Annotated in this window: 1 protein-coding gene (cut by a window edge); it reads right to left on the bottom strand. The window is 74.1% G+C overall.

Translation table 11 applies throughout. From position 1 onward, the window contains the following. Window positions 1–17,031, bottom strand: the 5' end (the start) of a protein-coding gene (locus ACQPXD_RS24920; RefSeq protein WP_432842506.1) for a type I polyketide synthase. Its footprint begins 17,601 nt before the window's first position; only the first 17,031 of its 34,632 coding nucleotides appear in the window; the start codon lies at window positions 17,029–17,031; the stop codon falls past the left edge of the window.

Raw genomic sequence — 17,031 nt, 5'->3', positions numbered from 1 at the left:
CAGCACCACCGCCCAGTCCACACCCACACCAGCCACATGCACCGCACCCAAAGACCGCAGCCACCGCTCCCGCCCACCGTCATCCCGCCGCAGCGTCCCGGCGACCACCAGATCCTCGCCCGCCTGCTCCACCGCCATCGCCAGCACCGGATGCGGACTCACCTCAACAAACGTCCGATGCCCGGCCGCAACCAGCGCCGCGATCACATCACCGAACCGGACCGTATGCCGCAAATTCCGATACCAATACCCGCCGTCGTCGTCCGACGCATCCACAGTGGAGTGGAACGGCACCTCGCCGTCATGCGGGTCTAACCCGGCCAGATCAGCCTCAAGCCGCTCCCGCAACGCCTCCACCTGCACCGAATGCGACGCATAATCCACATTGATCCGCCGCACACCCAGAGCCGCATGAACCTCGGCGAACTCGACGGCCGCAGCCCCGCTCACCACCACCTGCGCCGGACCATTCACCGCCGCCACCGACACACCCGGCCCAATCAAAGCCAGCACCCGCTCCAACGGCAGCGGCACCGACACCATCCCACCCGACCCCGACAACTCCAGGATCGCCCTACTCCGCAGCGCCACCACCCGGGCGCCATCCTCAAGGGACAGCCCACCCGACACCACGGCCGCCGCGATCTCACCTTGTGAATGGCCCACGACACCGGCCGGCCGCACGCCCACCGAACGCCACAACTCGGCCAGAGACACCATCACCGCCCACGTCGCCGGCTGCACCACATCCACCCGCTCCAGCATTTCGGCGTCGCCCAGCACCGCCCGCAGATCCCAGTCCACAAACGGCCTCAACGCAGCCGCACAACGGACCATCGACTCAGCGAACACCGGCTCGGCATCCCACAACGCCAAACCCATCCCCACCCACTGCGCACCCTGACCCGGAAACACGAACACCGGATCAGCACCACCACCGGCCACACCCTTGATCAGCGGCTCATCCAACTCCGCCAGGAGATGCCCACGGTCGCCGGCGACCACAACGGCCCGGTAGGCGAACGACGACCGAGCCGCCAGGGAGCGAGCGACCGCGGCCAGGTCGACATCCGGACGCTCGGCCAGGAAACCGGCCAGCCGAGCCGCCTGGTCCCGCAGAGCCGGTTCGGACTTCGCCGACAACAACCACGGCAACGGACCGCTCAACGCCCCGAACGGCTCAGGCTCCGGCTCCGCCTCCTCGAGGATGACGTGGGCGTTGGTGCCCGAAATGCCGAACGAGGAGACACCGGCGCGGCGCGGCCGGCCGTTCGCTTTCCACGGCGCCGGTTCGGTCAGCAGTTCCACGGTGCCGGCCGACCAGTCCACGTGCGAGGACGGGGCGTCCACGTGCAGCGTCCGGGGCAGGACGCCGTGCTGGATCGCGAGGACCATCTTGATGACCCCGGCGACGCCCGCGGCGGCCTGCGTGTGGCCGATGTTGGACTTGATCGAGCCCAGCCACAGCGGCCGGTCCGCCGGGCGGTCCGGGCCGTAGGCCGCGAGCAGGGCCTGGGCCTCGATCGGGTCACCGAGGGTGGTGCCGGTGCCGTGCGCCTCCACCGCGTCGACGTCGGCCGGGCGCAGCCCCGCGTTCGCGAGCGCCTGGCGGATCACGCGCTGCTGCGACGGGCCGTTGGGAGCGCTCAGCCCGTTCGAGGCGCCGTCCTGGTTGACCGCACTGCCGCGCACGACGGCCAGGATCCGGTGCCCGTTGCGCCGGGCGTCCGACAGGCGCTCGAGCACGAGCATGCCGACGCCCTCGCCCCAGCCGGTACCGTCGGCGGCTTCGGCAAAAGGCTTGCAGCGCCCGTCGGCCGAAAGTGCGCGTTGCCGGGAGAACTCGACGAAGGTCCCGGGTGTGGCCATGACGGTCGCGCCGCCGGCGAGGGCCATCGAGCACTCGCCGGAGCGCAGCGCCTGGGCGGCCAGGTGCAGGGCGACCAGCGACGAGGAGCAGGCGGTGTCGACGGAGACGGCCGGCCCTTCCAGGCCCAGGGTGTAGGCGATGCGGCCGGAGGCGACGCTGGTGGTCGTGCCGGTGAGGGCGTGGCCCTCGGTGCTGTCCGGATCGGCGTCGGGGCCTCCGGCGCCTCTGCCGTATTCAGAGGCGGAGATGCCGACGTACACGCCGGTGCCGGTCCCTCGCAGCGTGCCGGGCGCGATCCCGGCCCGTTCGAGCGCCTCCCAGGTCGTCTCCAGCAGCAGCCGCTGCTGAGGGTCCATCGCGAGGGCCTCGCGGGGGCTGATGCCGAAGAAGGCGGCGTCGAAGTCGGTGGCGTGGGCCAGGAATCCGCCGTGGCGGGTGTAGCTGGTCCCGGTATGCAGCCGCTCCGGGTCGTAGAGCGTCTCCAGGTCCCAGCCGCGGTCGGCGGGGAACTCGGTGACGGCGTCGGCACCGGAGGCGAGGAGCGCCCAGAGGGCTTCGGGAGTGTCCGCGCCGCCGGGGTACCGGCAGCCCATGCCGACGATCGCGATCGGCTCATCGGTCCCGGGCGCGGGGCGGATCACCTCGGCCGGGGCGGCCGGCTCGGGGAGGAGTTCGCCGAGGAGGTACCGGGTCAGCGCCTGCGGTGTCGGATGGTCGAAGACGAGCGTCGACGGCAGCGTCAGGCCGGTGGCGGCGGCGATCCGGTTACGCAGCTCGACGGCGGTCAGCGAGTCGAAGCCGTGGTCGCGGAACGAGGTGGCGGGGTCGATGGCCACGGTACCGCTGTGGCCGACCACGACGGCGGCGTGGGACCGGACCAGTTCCAGCACGGTCCGGTGCCGCTCGTCGGCGCCCAGGGCGGCGAGCCGGCCGGCGAGGTCGGCCCGACCGGCGGTGGTGGCGGTGCGCCGGGTGGGGCGGGCGGCGGCGGTACCGGCCAGGGTGCGCAGGATGGGCGGGGTGCCGGGGCCGGGGCGCAGCGCGGCCGGATCGAGCCGGACCGGGGCGAGCAGCGGGTGGTCCAGGCGGATCGCGGCGTCGAACAGGGCCAGGCCGGTCCGGGTGTCGAGCGCGCGGATGCCGGTCCGGGCGAGGCGGTCGCGGTCGGCCCGGTCGAGGTCGCCGGTCATCGCCGAGGTCTCGGCCCACAGCCCCCAGGCGAGCGACTGCCCGGTGCGGCCTTCGTTGCGGCGGTGCAGGGCGAGGGCATCCAGATACGCGTTGGCGGCGGCGTAGTTGCCCTGCCCGGGCGCACCGAATGTGGCGGCGGCCGAGGAGTACATGACGAACCAGGCCAGATCCTCGCCCTGGGTGAGCTCGTGCAGGTGCCACGCGGCGTCGGCCTTGGCCCGCAGCACGCCGTCGAGGCGCTCGGGGGTCAGCGACTCGATCGTGCCGTCGTCGAGCAGACCGGCGGTGTGCACAACGCCGGTGATCCGGTGCCCGGCCAGCGCCGCGGCGAGGGACTCCCGGTCGGTGACGTCACACGCCACCACCTGCGCGCCCAGCTCGATGAGTTCGCCGGCGCCGTGGGCGTCGGGGCCCTGCCGGGACAGCAGCAGCAGGCGCCGGACGCCGTGGACCTCCGCGAGATGCCGGGCCAGCAGACGGCCGAGGGTTCCGGTGCCACCGGTGATGACGACGGTGCCGTCCGGGTCCGGGCTCGCCGGCAGCCGCAGGACGACCTTGCCAATGTGCCGGGCGGCCTGCAGGTGTCGCAGCGCCTCCACCGCCCGGGCGGTCTCGAATACGGTCGCCGGCAGTGGTCGGAGGGTGCCGGCGGCGAACAGGTCGAGGAGTTCGCCGAGCATCTCCCCGATCCGGTCCGGGCCGGCCTCGGACAGGTCGAACGCCCGGTAGGTGACGCCGGGGTTGCCGACGGCCGGGCGGATGTCGGTCTTGCCCATCTCCACGAACCGGCCACCCCGCGGCAGCAGCTCCAGCGAAGCATCCACAAAGGACCCGGCCAGCGCGTTGAGGACCACGTCCACACCCTCACCGCCGGTCGCCGCCAGGAACCGCTCCCGGAACGCCAGATCACGGGACGACGCCAGGTGCTGCTCATCGAAGCCGTCCAGGGCCGACCACTTCCCCGGACTGGCGGTGCCGTACACCTCCACACCCCACGCCCGCGCCAACTGCACCGCCGCCATCCCGACCCCACCCGCCACGGCGTGGATGAGAACCTTTTCGCCGCGCCGGACATCGGCCAGATCCCGCAGCGCGTAGTACGCGGTCAGGAACACCACCGGCACGGACGCGGCCTCGGTGAACGTCCAGCCCTCCGGAATCCGCGCGACCTGGCGCCGATCGGTGACGACGAGCGGCCCCAGTGCACCGGCGAACATGCCGAAGACGCGGTCGCCGGCCCGGAGGTCCTCGACGTCCGGGGCGACGTCGACGACGATCCCGGCGGCCTCGTTGCCCATGACCGCGGCCGGGTCGGGGTACATGCCGAGGCCGATGAGCACGTCACGGAAGTTCAGCCCGGCGGCACGGACCGCGACCCGGACCTGCCCGGCGGCCAGCGGCGCTTCGGGGCGGTCGAGGACGGTGAGGTTCTCCAGGCTGCCCGGCTCGGACACGTCGAGCCGCCACGCCGCATGCGCCGGCGGCACCAGCCGGCCGGCACCCGCCCGGACCAGCCGCCGCCCGTGCGGCACACCGTCGCGAACGGCGACCTCCGGCTCACCGGTGGCCAGGGCGACGGCCGGCTCGACGGCCCCGTCCACCAGCACGAACCGATCCGGATGCTCCGACTGCGCCGAACGGACCAGACCCCACACCGCGGCCGCCGCCGGATCCCGGCCATCCGTCGCACCGTCCGTCCGGATCACCAGCCGCGACCCGGTCTGCTCCGCCAGCCACGACCGCAGCCGCTCCAGCACCGCCGCCGTCACCACGTGCACATCACCGGCCGGCGGCTCGAACACCACCGCATCCGTGCCGACCGGCGCGACCGGCGGCAGCGGCACCCACTCGACCGCGTACAGGTCCTGCGGCAGTTCGGCGGCCGGGGCGGCGACCGGGCGGAGCACCAGCGACGCCACGCTCAGCACCGGCTGGCCCGCGGTGTCGAACGCCGTGACCGCCAGCCCGGCGCCGGCCGGGGTCAGCCGCACCCGCAGCGTGGTCGCGCCGGTGGCGTGGAGCCGGACGCCGTTCCACGCGAACGGCAGCACGAGCCGGCCGTCGCCGGCGAGCCCGGTCAGCGCGATCGGGTGCAGTGCGGCGTCGAGCGCGGCCGGGTGTACCCCGTATCCGTCGACCGTGGTGTCGTCCGGCAGTGCGACCTCGGCGTACACGTCCGGGCCGGACCGCCACACCGCGCGCAGGCCCTGGAAGACCGGGCCGTAGTGGTACCCGTCGGCGGCCAGGCGGTCGTAGCAGCCGTCGACCGGGACCGGCTCGGCACCCGCGGGCGGCCAGGACCGCAGTGGGGCCGGAACGGTGCCGGCACCGGGCGGCGCGAGGACGCCGGTGGCGTGCCGGGTCCACGGGCCTTCGGTGCCCTCGCCGCGCGAGTAGACGGTGAGCGGACGGCGGCCGTCCTCGTCGGGGTTGCCGGCGAGCACCTGAAGCTGGACGGCGCCGGTGGCCGGCAGGACCAGCGGGGTGTGCAGGGTCAGCTCGTCGACGCCACCGCCGCCGACCTGGTCGCCGGCGTGCAGGGCCAGCTCGAGGAACGCGGTGGCGGGCAGCAGGACGGCGCCACCGACGGCGTGGCCGGCGAGCCACGGCTGGGCGGTCAGGGCGAGCCTGCCGGTGAGGACGACACCGTCGCCGTCGGCGGGCGAAACCGCGGCGCCGAGCAACGGGTGCCCGGCGGGCCGCTGGCCGAGGGCGGCGGCGTGGCCGGCCCGGACGCCCGAGTCCCCGGCCCAGAACCGTTGGTGCTGGAAGGCGTACGTCGGTAGCTCTACCCGTCCGGCCGCGGTCCCACCGAGCAGTGCCGTCCAGTCGACGGCGCCACCGTGGACATGCACCCCGGCGACGGCGGCGAGGAGCGTCTCGGCCTCGTCCCGCCCGCCCCGCAACGCCGGCAACCACACCCCACCGTCGGCCATCGCCGACAGGGATCCGTCCGGCCCCAGCTCCAGGAAAATGTCCGCACCAAGCGCCGTCACCGCATCGTGATACCGAACGGCTTCGCGGACGTGCGCGACCCAATATGCCGGGCTGGCCAGATCCGCACCCGGGGTGCCCGACACCACCGGGATCGACGGCTCGTGCCAGGCGACGGTGTCGAGCACCGCGGCGAACTCGCCCAGCATCGGCTCCATCAACGGCGAATGGAACGCATGACTCACCCGCAGCTGGCGAGCCTTACCACCCCGCTCCCGCCACCGATCGGCCAGCGCCAAGACAGTGTCCGCGGCACCGGAGATCACCGTCGACTGTGGACCGTTCACGGCGGCCACACCGACGTCGGCATGCCCGGCGATCAGGTCCATTGCCTCCTCGTGCGACGCGGTCAGCGCGACCATCGCCCCGCCGGCCGGCAGCGCCTGCATCAGCCGGCCGCGCGCCGCCACAATCCGGGCCGCATCAGCCAGGTCCCATACCCCAGCCACGTAGGCCGCGGTCACCTCACCGATCGAATGCCCGGCCAGGAACCCAGGCTTGACCCCCCACGACTCCACCAACCGGAACAACGCCACCTGCACCGCAAACAACGCCGCCTGCGTATTCGCCGTCTGATCCAGATCAGACCCATCAGCGATCAACTCACGCAACGGCATCCCCAACTGCCCGCACACCTCATCAAACGCAGCCGCGAACACCGGATACCGCGCATACAGGTCCAAACCCATACCGGCCCGCTGACTGCCCTGACCCGAGAACACGACGGCCAGGCGACCCGGACCGGCCACACCCGTGATCGTGCTCGGGCCGAGCACGACCGCCCGATGCGCGAACAACGACCGGCCGCTTGCCAGAGCCCGGCCGACCGCAACGGCATCCACCGGCGACTGCCCCGCCACGAACTCCGCCAGCCGCCGCTCCTGCGCACGCAACGCCGGCTCCGACTTCGCCGACAACAGCCACGGCACCACGCCGACCGGCGAAGCTGGAGCCACCGGCTGCGGCTCGGCCTCCTCCAGAATCACGTGCGCGTTCGTGCCGGAAATGCCGAACGCGGAGATCCCGGCGCGGCGCGGGTGGCCGTTCGGCTTCCACGCGACGGGTTCGGCGAGCAGCTCGACGGTGCCGGCGGACCAGTCCACGTGCGACGACGGCGCGTCCACGTGCAACGTCCGAGGCAGGACGCCGTGGCGCATAGCGAGGACCATCTTGATGACCCCGGCGACGCCGGCCGCGGCCTGGGTGTGGCCGATGTTCGACTTCACCGAACCCAGCCGCAGCGGGCGATCCGCCGTGCGATCCCGGCCGTACGTGGCGATCAGGGCCTGTGCCTCGATCGGGTCGCCGAGCGTGGTCCCGGTGCCGTGCGCCTCGACGGCGTCGACCTCGTTCGGCCGGAGGCCCGCGTTCGCGAGTGCGGCCCGGATCACGCGCTGCTGCGACGGGCCGTTCGGAGCCGTCAGACCGTTCGACGCGCCGTCCTGGTTGACCCCGCTGCCGCGCACCACCGCGAGCACGTGATGACCGTTGCGGCGCGCGTCGGACAGCCGCTCCAGGACGAGCATGCCCACGCCTTCGCCCCAGCCGGTACCGTCGGCCGCATCCGCGAACGGCTTGCACCGCCCGTCCGCGGCCAGACCGCCCTGCCGGGAGAACTCGGCGAAGATGCCGGGCGTGGCCATCACGGTCGCGCCGCCGGCAAGGACCATCGAGCACTCACCCGACCGCAGAGCCTGAGCCGCCAGGTGTACCGCGACCAGCGACGACGAACACGCCGTGTCCACCGACACCGCCGGACCCTCCAGACCCAGGGTGTACGCGACCCGCCCGGACGCGACGCTCGTGGTCGTGCCGGTGAGGACGTGGCCTTCGCCCGGGCCGGAGTCGGCGTTCAGCCCGGCGCCGTAGTCGGAGGCGGCGATGCCGACGTACACGCCCGTGCGGCTGCCGTGCAGCCCGGCCGGGTCGATGCCGGCGTCCTCGAGCGCCTCCCACGCGGTTTCGAGCAGGAGCCGCTGCTGCGGGTCCATCGCGGCGGCCTCGCGGGGGCTGATCCCGAAGAACCCGGCGTCGAATCCGGCCGCGTCGGTGAGAAACCCGCCGACGCGCGCGTAACCGGCTGTCCCGGCGTCCCAGCCGCGGTCGGCCGGGAACTCCCCGACCGCGTCACCGCCGGCGACGAGCAGCGCCCACAGGTCCGCGGGGGTGTCGATCCCGCCGGGGAACCGGCAGCCCATCCCGACGATGGCGATCGGCTCGCCGGCGGCGGCCGCTGGTGCGCTGGGGACGGCCGGTGCCGGATCGACGCCGAGGAGCCGGTTCAGGAGGTAGCCGGCCAGCGCGCGCGGCGTCGGATGGTCGAAGACGAGCGTCGACGGCAGCGCCAGGCCGGTCGCGGCGGCGATCCGGTTGCGCAGCTCGACGGCGGTCAGCGAGTCGAAGCCGGCGTCGCGGAAGGTGCCGGCCGGGTCGATCCCGCCGGCCCCGGTGAAGCCGAGGACGACCGCGGCCTGGGCGCGGACGAGGTCGAGGACGATCCGGTCGCGATCGGCAGCGCTCGCCGCGGCGACCGTCGCGGCCAGCTCGGCGCGGCCGCCGGTGGTCGCCGCCGCCCGGCGCGCCGTACCGCCGGCGAGGGTGCGCAGCAGCGGCGGGACCCCGCCGGCGGCGCGGCGCAGCGTGGCCAGGTCGAGCCGGACGGCCACGGTGTCGGCGAGGTCGGCGCGGACGGCCGCGTCGAACAGGCGCAGTCCCCGCTCGGCCGGAAGCGCGCCGATGCCGGTCCGGGCGAGCCGGCCGACGTCGGCGGCGTCGAGGTGGCCGGTCATCGCCGATCGCTGCTCCCACAGCCCCCACGCGAGCGACTGGCCGGGCAGGCCGAGCGCCCGGCGGTGCAGGGCGAGGGCGTCCAGGTAGGCGTTGGCGGCGGCGTAGTTGCCCTGGCCCGCGGAGCCGAACGTGGCGGCGGCGGAGGAGTACATGACGAACCAGGCCGGATCCTGGTCCTGGGTGAGCTCGTGCAGGTGCCACGCGGCGTCGGCCTTGGCCCGCAGGACCCGATCCAGCCGGCCCGGAGTCATCGACTCGATCGTGCCGTCGTCAAGGACCCCGGCGGTGTGCACCACCCCGGTGATCGTGTGCCCGGCCAGGGCGTCGGCCAGGGCGGCCCGGTCGGTGACATCGCACGCCACCACCTGCGCACCGAGCGCGATCAGCTCGTCGGCTCCGTCGGCGGCCGGGCCCTGGCGGGACAGCAGCAGCAGCCGGTGCCGGCCGTGGGTTTCCGCGAGGTGGCGGGCCAGCATCCGGCCGAGGGTTCCGGTACCGCCGGTGATGACCACGGTGCCGTCCGGGTCCGGGGTCGCGGGCAGTCGCAGGATCACCTTGCCGATGTGCCGGGCCGCCTGGAGGTAGCGGAGCGCGTCGACGGCCCGGGACGCCTCGAACACGGTCGTCGGAATCGGTCGCAGGGCGCCGGCGGCGAACAGCTCCAGCAGCTCGCCGAGCAGCTGCCCGATCCGGTCCGGGCCGGCGTCGAACAGGTCGAACGCCTGGTACGCCACCCCGGGGGCAGCGACGGACGCGCGGATGTCGGCCTTGCCCATCTCCACGAACCGGCCGCCCCTGGGCAGCAGGTCCAGCGAGGCGTCCACGAACGGCCCGGCGAGGGCGTTGAGCACGAGGTCCATGCCTTCGCCGCCGGTCGCCGCCAGGAACGCCTCCCGGAACCCCAGGTCCCGCGACGAGGCCAGGTGCTGCGCATCGAAGCCGTCGAGGGCGGACCATTTTCGGGGGCCGGCGGTGCCGTACACCTCCAGGCCCCACGCCCGCGCCAGCTGTACCGCCGCCATGCCGACCCCACCGGCGACCGCGTGGATCAGGATCCGTTCGCCGGGCCGGACGTTCCCCAGGTCCCGCAGTCCGTAGTAGGCGGTGAGGTAGGCGATCGGCACCGATGCCGCCTCGGCGAAGGACCAGCCGGCCGGCATCCGGGCGAGCAGCCGCCGATCGGTGACGGCCGACGGGCCGAACGCGCCGGCGAAGACCCCGAACACCCGGTCGCCGACGGTGAGGTCGTCGACGTCCGGGCCGACCTCGGCCACGACGCCGGCCGCCTCGCTGCCCAGCCGCGCGGCCGGGTCGGGTGCGGTGCCGAGTCCGAGCAGGACGTCGCGGAAGTTCAGCCCGGCGGCGCGAATCGCGACCCGGACCTGCCCGGCGGCCAGGGGGACTTCGGGGTTCTCCACCACCGTGAGGTTCTCGAGGCTGCCCGGCTCGGTCACGTCGAGCCGCCACGCCGCATGCGCCGGCAGCACCAGCCGGCCCGCACCCGCCCGCACCAGCCGCCGCCCGTGTGGCACACCGCCGCGAACCGCGACCTCCGGCTCACCGGTCGCGACCGCAAGCGCCGCCTCGACCGGCCCGTCCACCAGCACGAACCGATCCGGATGCTCCGACTGCGCCGAACGGACCAAACCCCACACTGCAGCCGCCGCCGGATCCCGGCCATCCGTCGCACCGTCCGTCCGGATCACCAACCGCGACCCGCCCGGCCCGGCCAGCCACAACCGCAACCGCTCCAGCACCGCCGCCGTCACCACATGCACATCACCGACCGGCGGCTCGAACACCACCACATCCGTGCCGACCGGCGCGACCGGCGGCAGCGGCACCCACTCGACCGCGAACAAATCCTGCGGCAATTCGCCGGCCGGGGCAGCGACCGGGCGCAGCGTCAGCGCCGACACGGCCAGCACCGGCCGGCCCGCCGGATCGAAGGCCTCGATCGACGTGGCACCGCCGGTCGGGGTCAGCCGCACGCGCAGGGTCGTCGCGCCGGTCGCGTACAGCGTGACGCCGCTCCACGCGAACGGCAGCACCACACCCCCGTCGGACGGCCCGGTGAGCAGCAGCGCGTGCAGCGCCGCGTCGAGGAGGGCCGGGTGTACCGCGAATCCGTCGGTGCCGGCCGGCTCCGGCAGCGCGACCTCGGCGAAGACCGCCGGCCCGGACCGCCACACCGCCCGCAGACCCTGGAACACGGGCCCGTAGCCGTATCCGGCGGCGGCGAGCCGGTCGTACAGTCCGTCAATCGCGACGGCTTCGGCGCCGGCGGGCGGCCACACCGGCGGTGCCACCGGGGCCGGCTCGGCCTGGGCGCAGAGGACGCCGGTGGCGTGCCGGGTCCACGGCCCGTCCTCGTCCGCGCCCCGGGAGTACACCGTGACCGGCCGGCGGCCGTCCTGGTCCGCGTCGCCCGCCCACACCTGCACCTGTACCGCGCCAGCGGCCGGCACCACCAGCGGCGCCGGCATCGTCAGCTCGTCGACGACGCCGCACCCGACCTGGTCTCCGGCGTGGATCGCCAGCTCCAGCAGCGCCGTTCCGGGCAGCAGCACCGACCCGCCGACGGCGTGGTCGGCCAGCCACGGCTGCGCCGGCAGGGACAACCGCCCGGTCAGCACGGCTCCGCCACCGGCGGCCAGGGGCACCGCGGCCCCGAGCAGCGGGTGGCCGGCCGGCTGCGGCCAGTACCGCCGCCGCTGGAACGCATACGTCGGCAACTCCACCCCCGACGCCCCCACCCCGCCCAGCACCACCGCCCAGTCCACACCCACACCAGCCACATGCACCGCACCCAGAGACCGCAGCCACCGCTCCCGCCCACCGTCATCCCGCCGCAGCGTCCCGGCGACCACCAGATCCTCGCCCGCCTGCTCCACCGCCATCGCCAGCACCGGATGCGGACTCACCTCGACAAACGTCCGATGCCCCGCAGCAACCAGCGCCGCGATCACATCACCAAACCGAACCGTATACCGCAAATTCCGATACCAATACCCACCCTCACCACCCGAAGCCGCGTCCACAGTGGAATGGAACGCCACGCCGTCATGCGGATCCAACCCGGCCAGCTCCACCTCAAGCCGCTCCCGCAACGCCTCCACCTGCACCGAATGCGACGCATAATCCACATTGATCCGCCGCACACCCAAATCCGCATACGCCTCCGCGAACGCATCCGCCCCAGACCCGCTCACCACCACCTGCGCCGGACCATTCACCGCCGCCACCGACACGCCCGGCCCGATCAAGGCCAGCACCCGCTCCAACGGCAGCGGCACCGACACCATCCCACCCGACCCCGACAGCTCCAGGATCGCCTTACTTCGCAACGCCACCACCCGGGCACCGTCCTCAAGGGACAGCCCACCCGACACCACCGCCGCGGCGATCTCACCCTGCGAATGCCCGACCACCGCCGCTGGCCGCACACCCACCGAACGCCACAACTCAGCCAGAGACACCATCACCGCCCACGTCGCCGGCTGCACCACATCCACCCGCGCCAGCAACTCCGCATCACCCAGCACCGCCCGCAACTGCCAGTCCACGAACGGCTCCAACGCCAGCGCACAACGAACCATCGACTCGGCGAACACCGGCTCGGCATCCCACAACGCCAAACCCATCCCCACCCACTGCGCACCCTGACCCGGAAACACAAACACCGGATCACCAGTCCCCCGGACCACCGAAACATCCACATCCGCCAGACCGGCCACGAACCCGGCCACATCCTCGGCCACCACCACCGCCCGATGCGCGAACACCGACCGGGTCGTGGCCAGGGCCCGGGCAACCGCGAGCACGTCGGTGCCGGGCGCGACGGATCCGGCCAGCCGCGCCGCCTGCTCCCGCAGGGCCGCCTCGGTGCGGGCGGACAGCAGCCACGGCACCGTCGCCGCCGGCTGCGCTTCGACCGCGGGCGCCGGCGCGGCCTCCTCGACGATCAGGTGCGCGTTGGTGCCGGAGATGCCGAACGACGAGACGCCGGCCCGGCGCGGATGGTCGCCCGCCTCCCACGGCGTCGCCGCGGTCAGCAGCCGCACCGCGCCGGCCGTCCAGTCCACATGGGACGAAGGCGCGTCCACGTGCAGCGTCGCCGGCAGCAGGCCGTGGCGCAGCGCCATGACCATCTTGATGATCCCGGCGACGCCGGCGGCGGCCTGGGTGTGGCCGATGTTGGACTTGATCGAGCCGAGCCGGAGCGGCCGGTCGGCGGGCCGGTCCTGCCCGTAGGCGGCGATGAGCGCCTCCGCCTCGATCGGATCACCGAGGGTCGTGCCCGTGCCGTGCGCCTCCACCGCGTCGACCTCGCCGGGGCGCAACCCGGCGCTGGCCAGCGCGGCCCGGATCACCCGCTGCTGCGCCGGACCGTTCGGCGCCGTCAAACCGTTCGACGCCCCGTCCTGGTTGATCGCGCTGCCCCGCACCACCGCGAGGACCCGGTGCCCGTTGCGGCGCGCGTCCGACAGCCGCTCCAGGACGAGCATGCCGGCGCCCTCACCCCAGCCGGTACCATCCGCGGCTTCGGCAAAAGGCTTGCAGCGCCCGTCCGTGGCCAGGCCGCCCTGCCGGGAGAACTCGGCGAAGACTCCGGGCGTGGCCATCACGGTCGCACCGCCGGCCAGGGCCATCGAGCACTCCCCCGACCGCAACGCCTGGGCCGCCAGGTGTACCGCCACCAGCGACGACGAGCACGCGGTGTCGACGGACACGGCCGGCCCCTGCAGGCCGAGGATGTAGGAGACGCGGCCCGAGGCGACGCTGCCGGTCGTGCCGGTGAGCGCGTACCCCTCGCTCTCGGCCGTGACCAGGCCGGCGTAGTCGTGGTGCATGAGCCCGACGTAGACGCCGGTGTCCGTGCCGTGCAGGGAGTCGGGGACGACGCCGGCGCGCTCCAGGGCTTCCCACGCCGTCTCCAGCAGCAGCCGCTGCTGGGGGTCCATCGCCACGGCCTCACGGGGGCTGATCCCGAAGAACTCGGCGTCGAACAGGGCCGCGCCGGTGAGAAATCCGCCGACGCGCGCGTAGCCGGCCGGTCCGGCGTCCCAGCCCCGGTCGGCCGGGAACTCCCCGACCGCGTCGCCACCGTTCGCGACCAGGGCCCAGAGCGCCTCGGGAGTATCGACACCGCCGGGGAAACGGCAGCCCATGCCGATGATGGCGATCGGTTCGTCCGCCGGGCCCGGTGCGGTTCGCGGGCCGCGCTCCGGATCGGTACCGCCGCCGAGCAGCTGCCGCAGGTGCGCGGTCACTGCGGCCGGGGTCGGATGGTCGAACAGGAGGGCGGCCGGCAACCGCAGCCCGGTGGCGGTGACGAGCCGGTTGCGCAGCTCGACGGCGGTGTAGGACTCGAAGCCCTGCTCGCGGAAGGTCAGCCGGGGGTCGACGTCCTGCGGACCGGGGTGGCCGAGCACCGCCGCCGCGTGGGTGCGGACCAGCTGGAGCAGTTCCCGCTCGTCGACCACGACCACCGGCCCGGCCGCTTCGACCGGCTCTGCGGCCTCGACCGGCTCCGGCCCGGCGGGCACGTCGGCGGCGGGCGCCCCGGAGAACCAGTGCCGCCGTTCGTGCTGGAAGGGGTACGCCGGCAGCGGTACCCGCCGGGGCGCGCCGTCGCCGAGCAGGGCGGCCCAGTCGACGTCGACGCCCGCGACGTGCAGTGCGGCGATCGAGCGGAGCACCCGGTCCCGGCCGCCGTCCTCGCGGCGCAGCGTGCCGGTGATGACGAGGTCGTCGCCGGCCTGCTCGATCGCCGACGCCAGCAGGGGGTGCGCGCTGACCTCGACGAAGACCTGGTGCCCGGCCGCCACCAGGCCCGCGGTCACGGCACCGAAGCGGACCGGGAGGCGCAGGTTGCGGTACCAGTAGTCGGCGTCGAGGCCGGCGGTGTCGAACTCGCCGCCGGTCACCGTGGAGTGGAACGGGATCCGCGAGGTGTGCGGTGCCAGCGGGGCGAGCACGTCCCGGATGTGCGCCTCGAGGACCTCGACCTGGGCCGAATGCCCGGCGGTGTCGATGCCGGCGATGCGGCGGTGCCGCACGTCGGCGGCCGTGAAGGTGGCGGCGATCGCGTCGAGCGCGTCGGGGTAGCCGGCCAGGGTCACCGCCGCCGGGCCGTTCACCGCCGCCACGGCCAGCCGGTCGCCGTGCGGGGCCAGGAACCGCGCGACCCCGTCCTCGGAGAGGGCGACCGACATCATGCCGCCCTGCCCGGCCAGGGCCAGCCACGCCTTCGCCCGCAGCGCCACGATCCGGGCACCGTCCTCGTAGGACAGTCCACCGGCGACGACCGCCGCGGCGATCTCACCCTGCGAATGCCCGACCACCGCGGCCGGTTCGACGCCCGCGGCCCGCCACAGCTCGGCGAGGGACACCATCACCGACCACAGCACCGGCTGCACGACATCGACCCGGGCCAGCAACCCCGGATCGGTCAGCGCCGCCCGCAGCGACCAGTCGACGAACGGAGCCAACGCCTCCGCGCAGCGCACCATCGACGCGGCGAACACGGGCTCGGTCTCCCACAGCTCGACACCCATGCCGAGCCACTGGGCGCCCTGACCGGGAAAGACGAAGACCGGGCCGTGCGGGCGCGGTTCGGCGGGCGCGGTGCCGAGGACGGCGATGTCGAGGTCGTCGAGGCCGCGCAGCACCGCGTCCCGGCCGGTGCCGACGACGACGGCGCGGTGCGCGAACGCGGTCCGGGCGGTGGCCAGCGTCCAGGCGACGTCGCGCACCGGCGGCTCGGCCCCGGCGGCCAGGAACGCCCGCAGCCGCCCGGCCTGCTCCCGCAGTGCCGGGGCGGTCCGGGCGGACAGCGCGAGGGCCGTCGGCGCGGTGTCCGGCGCCGCGGGCCGCTCGCCGGCGCCGGGGAGCTCGCCGACCACGACGTGGCAGTTGGTGCCGCCCATGCCGAACGAGCTGACCCCGGCGACGAGCGGCCGGTCGGCGTCCGGCCACCCGGTGGTCTCGGTCTGCACCCGCAGATTCAGCTCGTCGAGCGGGATCTCGGGGTTGGCCGCCCGGAAGTTCAGGCTGGCCGGCAGCCGGCGATGGCGGATCGCCAGGGCGACCTTGAGCAGACCGGCGATCCCGGCGGCGGACTCCAGGTGGCCGATGTTCGTCTTGACGGATCCGACGGCCAGGGGGCCGCTTCCGGTGCGGCGCCGGCCGATCGCCGCGCCGAGGGCGGCCGCCTCGATCGGGTCGCCGATCTTGGTGCCGGTGCCGTGCAGCTCGACGTACTGGACGTCGTCCGCGGCGACGCCCGCCTGGTCGCAGGCGAGGCGGATGACCTCCTCCTGGGCGGCGGCGCTGGGGACGGTGAAGCCGCGGCTGACGCCGTCGTTGTTGACGGCGCTGCCACGGATCACGCAGTACACGTGGTCGCCGTCGGCGAGGGCCCGGCGCAGCGGCTTGAGCACCACGACGGCCCCGCCCTCGCCGCGGACGAAGCCGTTGGCCCGGTCGTCGAACGTGAAGCAGCGCCCGTCCGGCGACAGGCCGCCGAACCGGGACAGCTCCACGCCGCTGTGCCCGCTGAGGTTGAGCATGACCCCGCCGACGAGTGCGGTGGAGCACTCGTCGCGGCGCAGGCTTTCGCAGGCCAGGTGTACCGCCACGAGCGAGGACGACTGTGCGGTGTCGATGGTGAGGCTCGGCCCGCCCAGGCCGAGCAGGTACGACACCCGGTTGGCGATCATGCCGCGCTGCAGGCCGGTGTTGCTGTGCGGGGTGATCGCGGCGAGGCCGCGGCGGCGCGCCAGGGTCGCGTAGTCGTCCTTGTTCGCGCCGATGAACACCCCGACCCGGGAGCCCTTGGCGCGCTGCGGGACGATGCCGGCGTCCTCCAGGGCGGCCCAGCTCAGTTCCAGGATCAGCCGCTGCTGCGGGTCCATCGCGGCGGCCTCGCGCGGCGAGATGCCGAAGAACCCGGCGTCGAAGCGGTCCACCGTGTCGAGGTAGCCGCCGAACTCGGTGCCGGGGGCGGGCGGCCCGGCGTCGGCCGGGTCGAGGTCCCGGCGATCGGCCGGGGTTGCCGTGATCGCGTCGACGCCGTCGCGCAGCAGCGTCCAGAAGGCCTCCGGACCGGTGGCGTGCGGCAGCCGGCACGATACTCCGACGACGGCGACGGCGGTCTCGTACTCCAGGGAGTCTTGATACAT

This window comes from Dactylosporangium sp. CA-092794, from assembly GCF_050948465.1.
Classification (GTDB): domain Bacteria; phylum Actinomycetota; class Actinomycetes; order Mycobacteriales; family Micromonosporaceae; genus Dactylosporangium.
The sequence above is the reverse complement of the archived record's forward strand: the minus strand, read 5'-3'. Positions and strand labels throughout refer to the sequence as shown.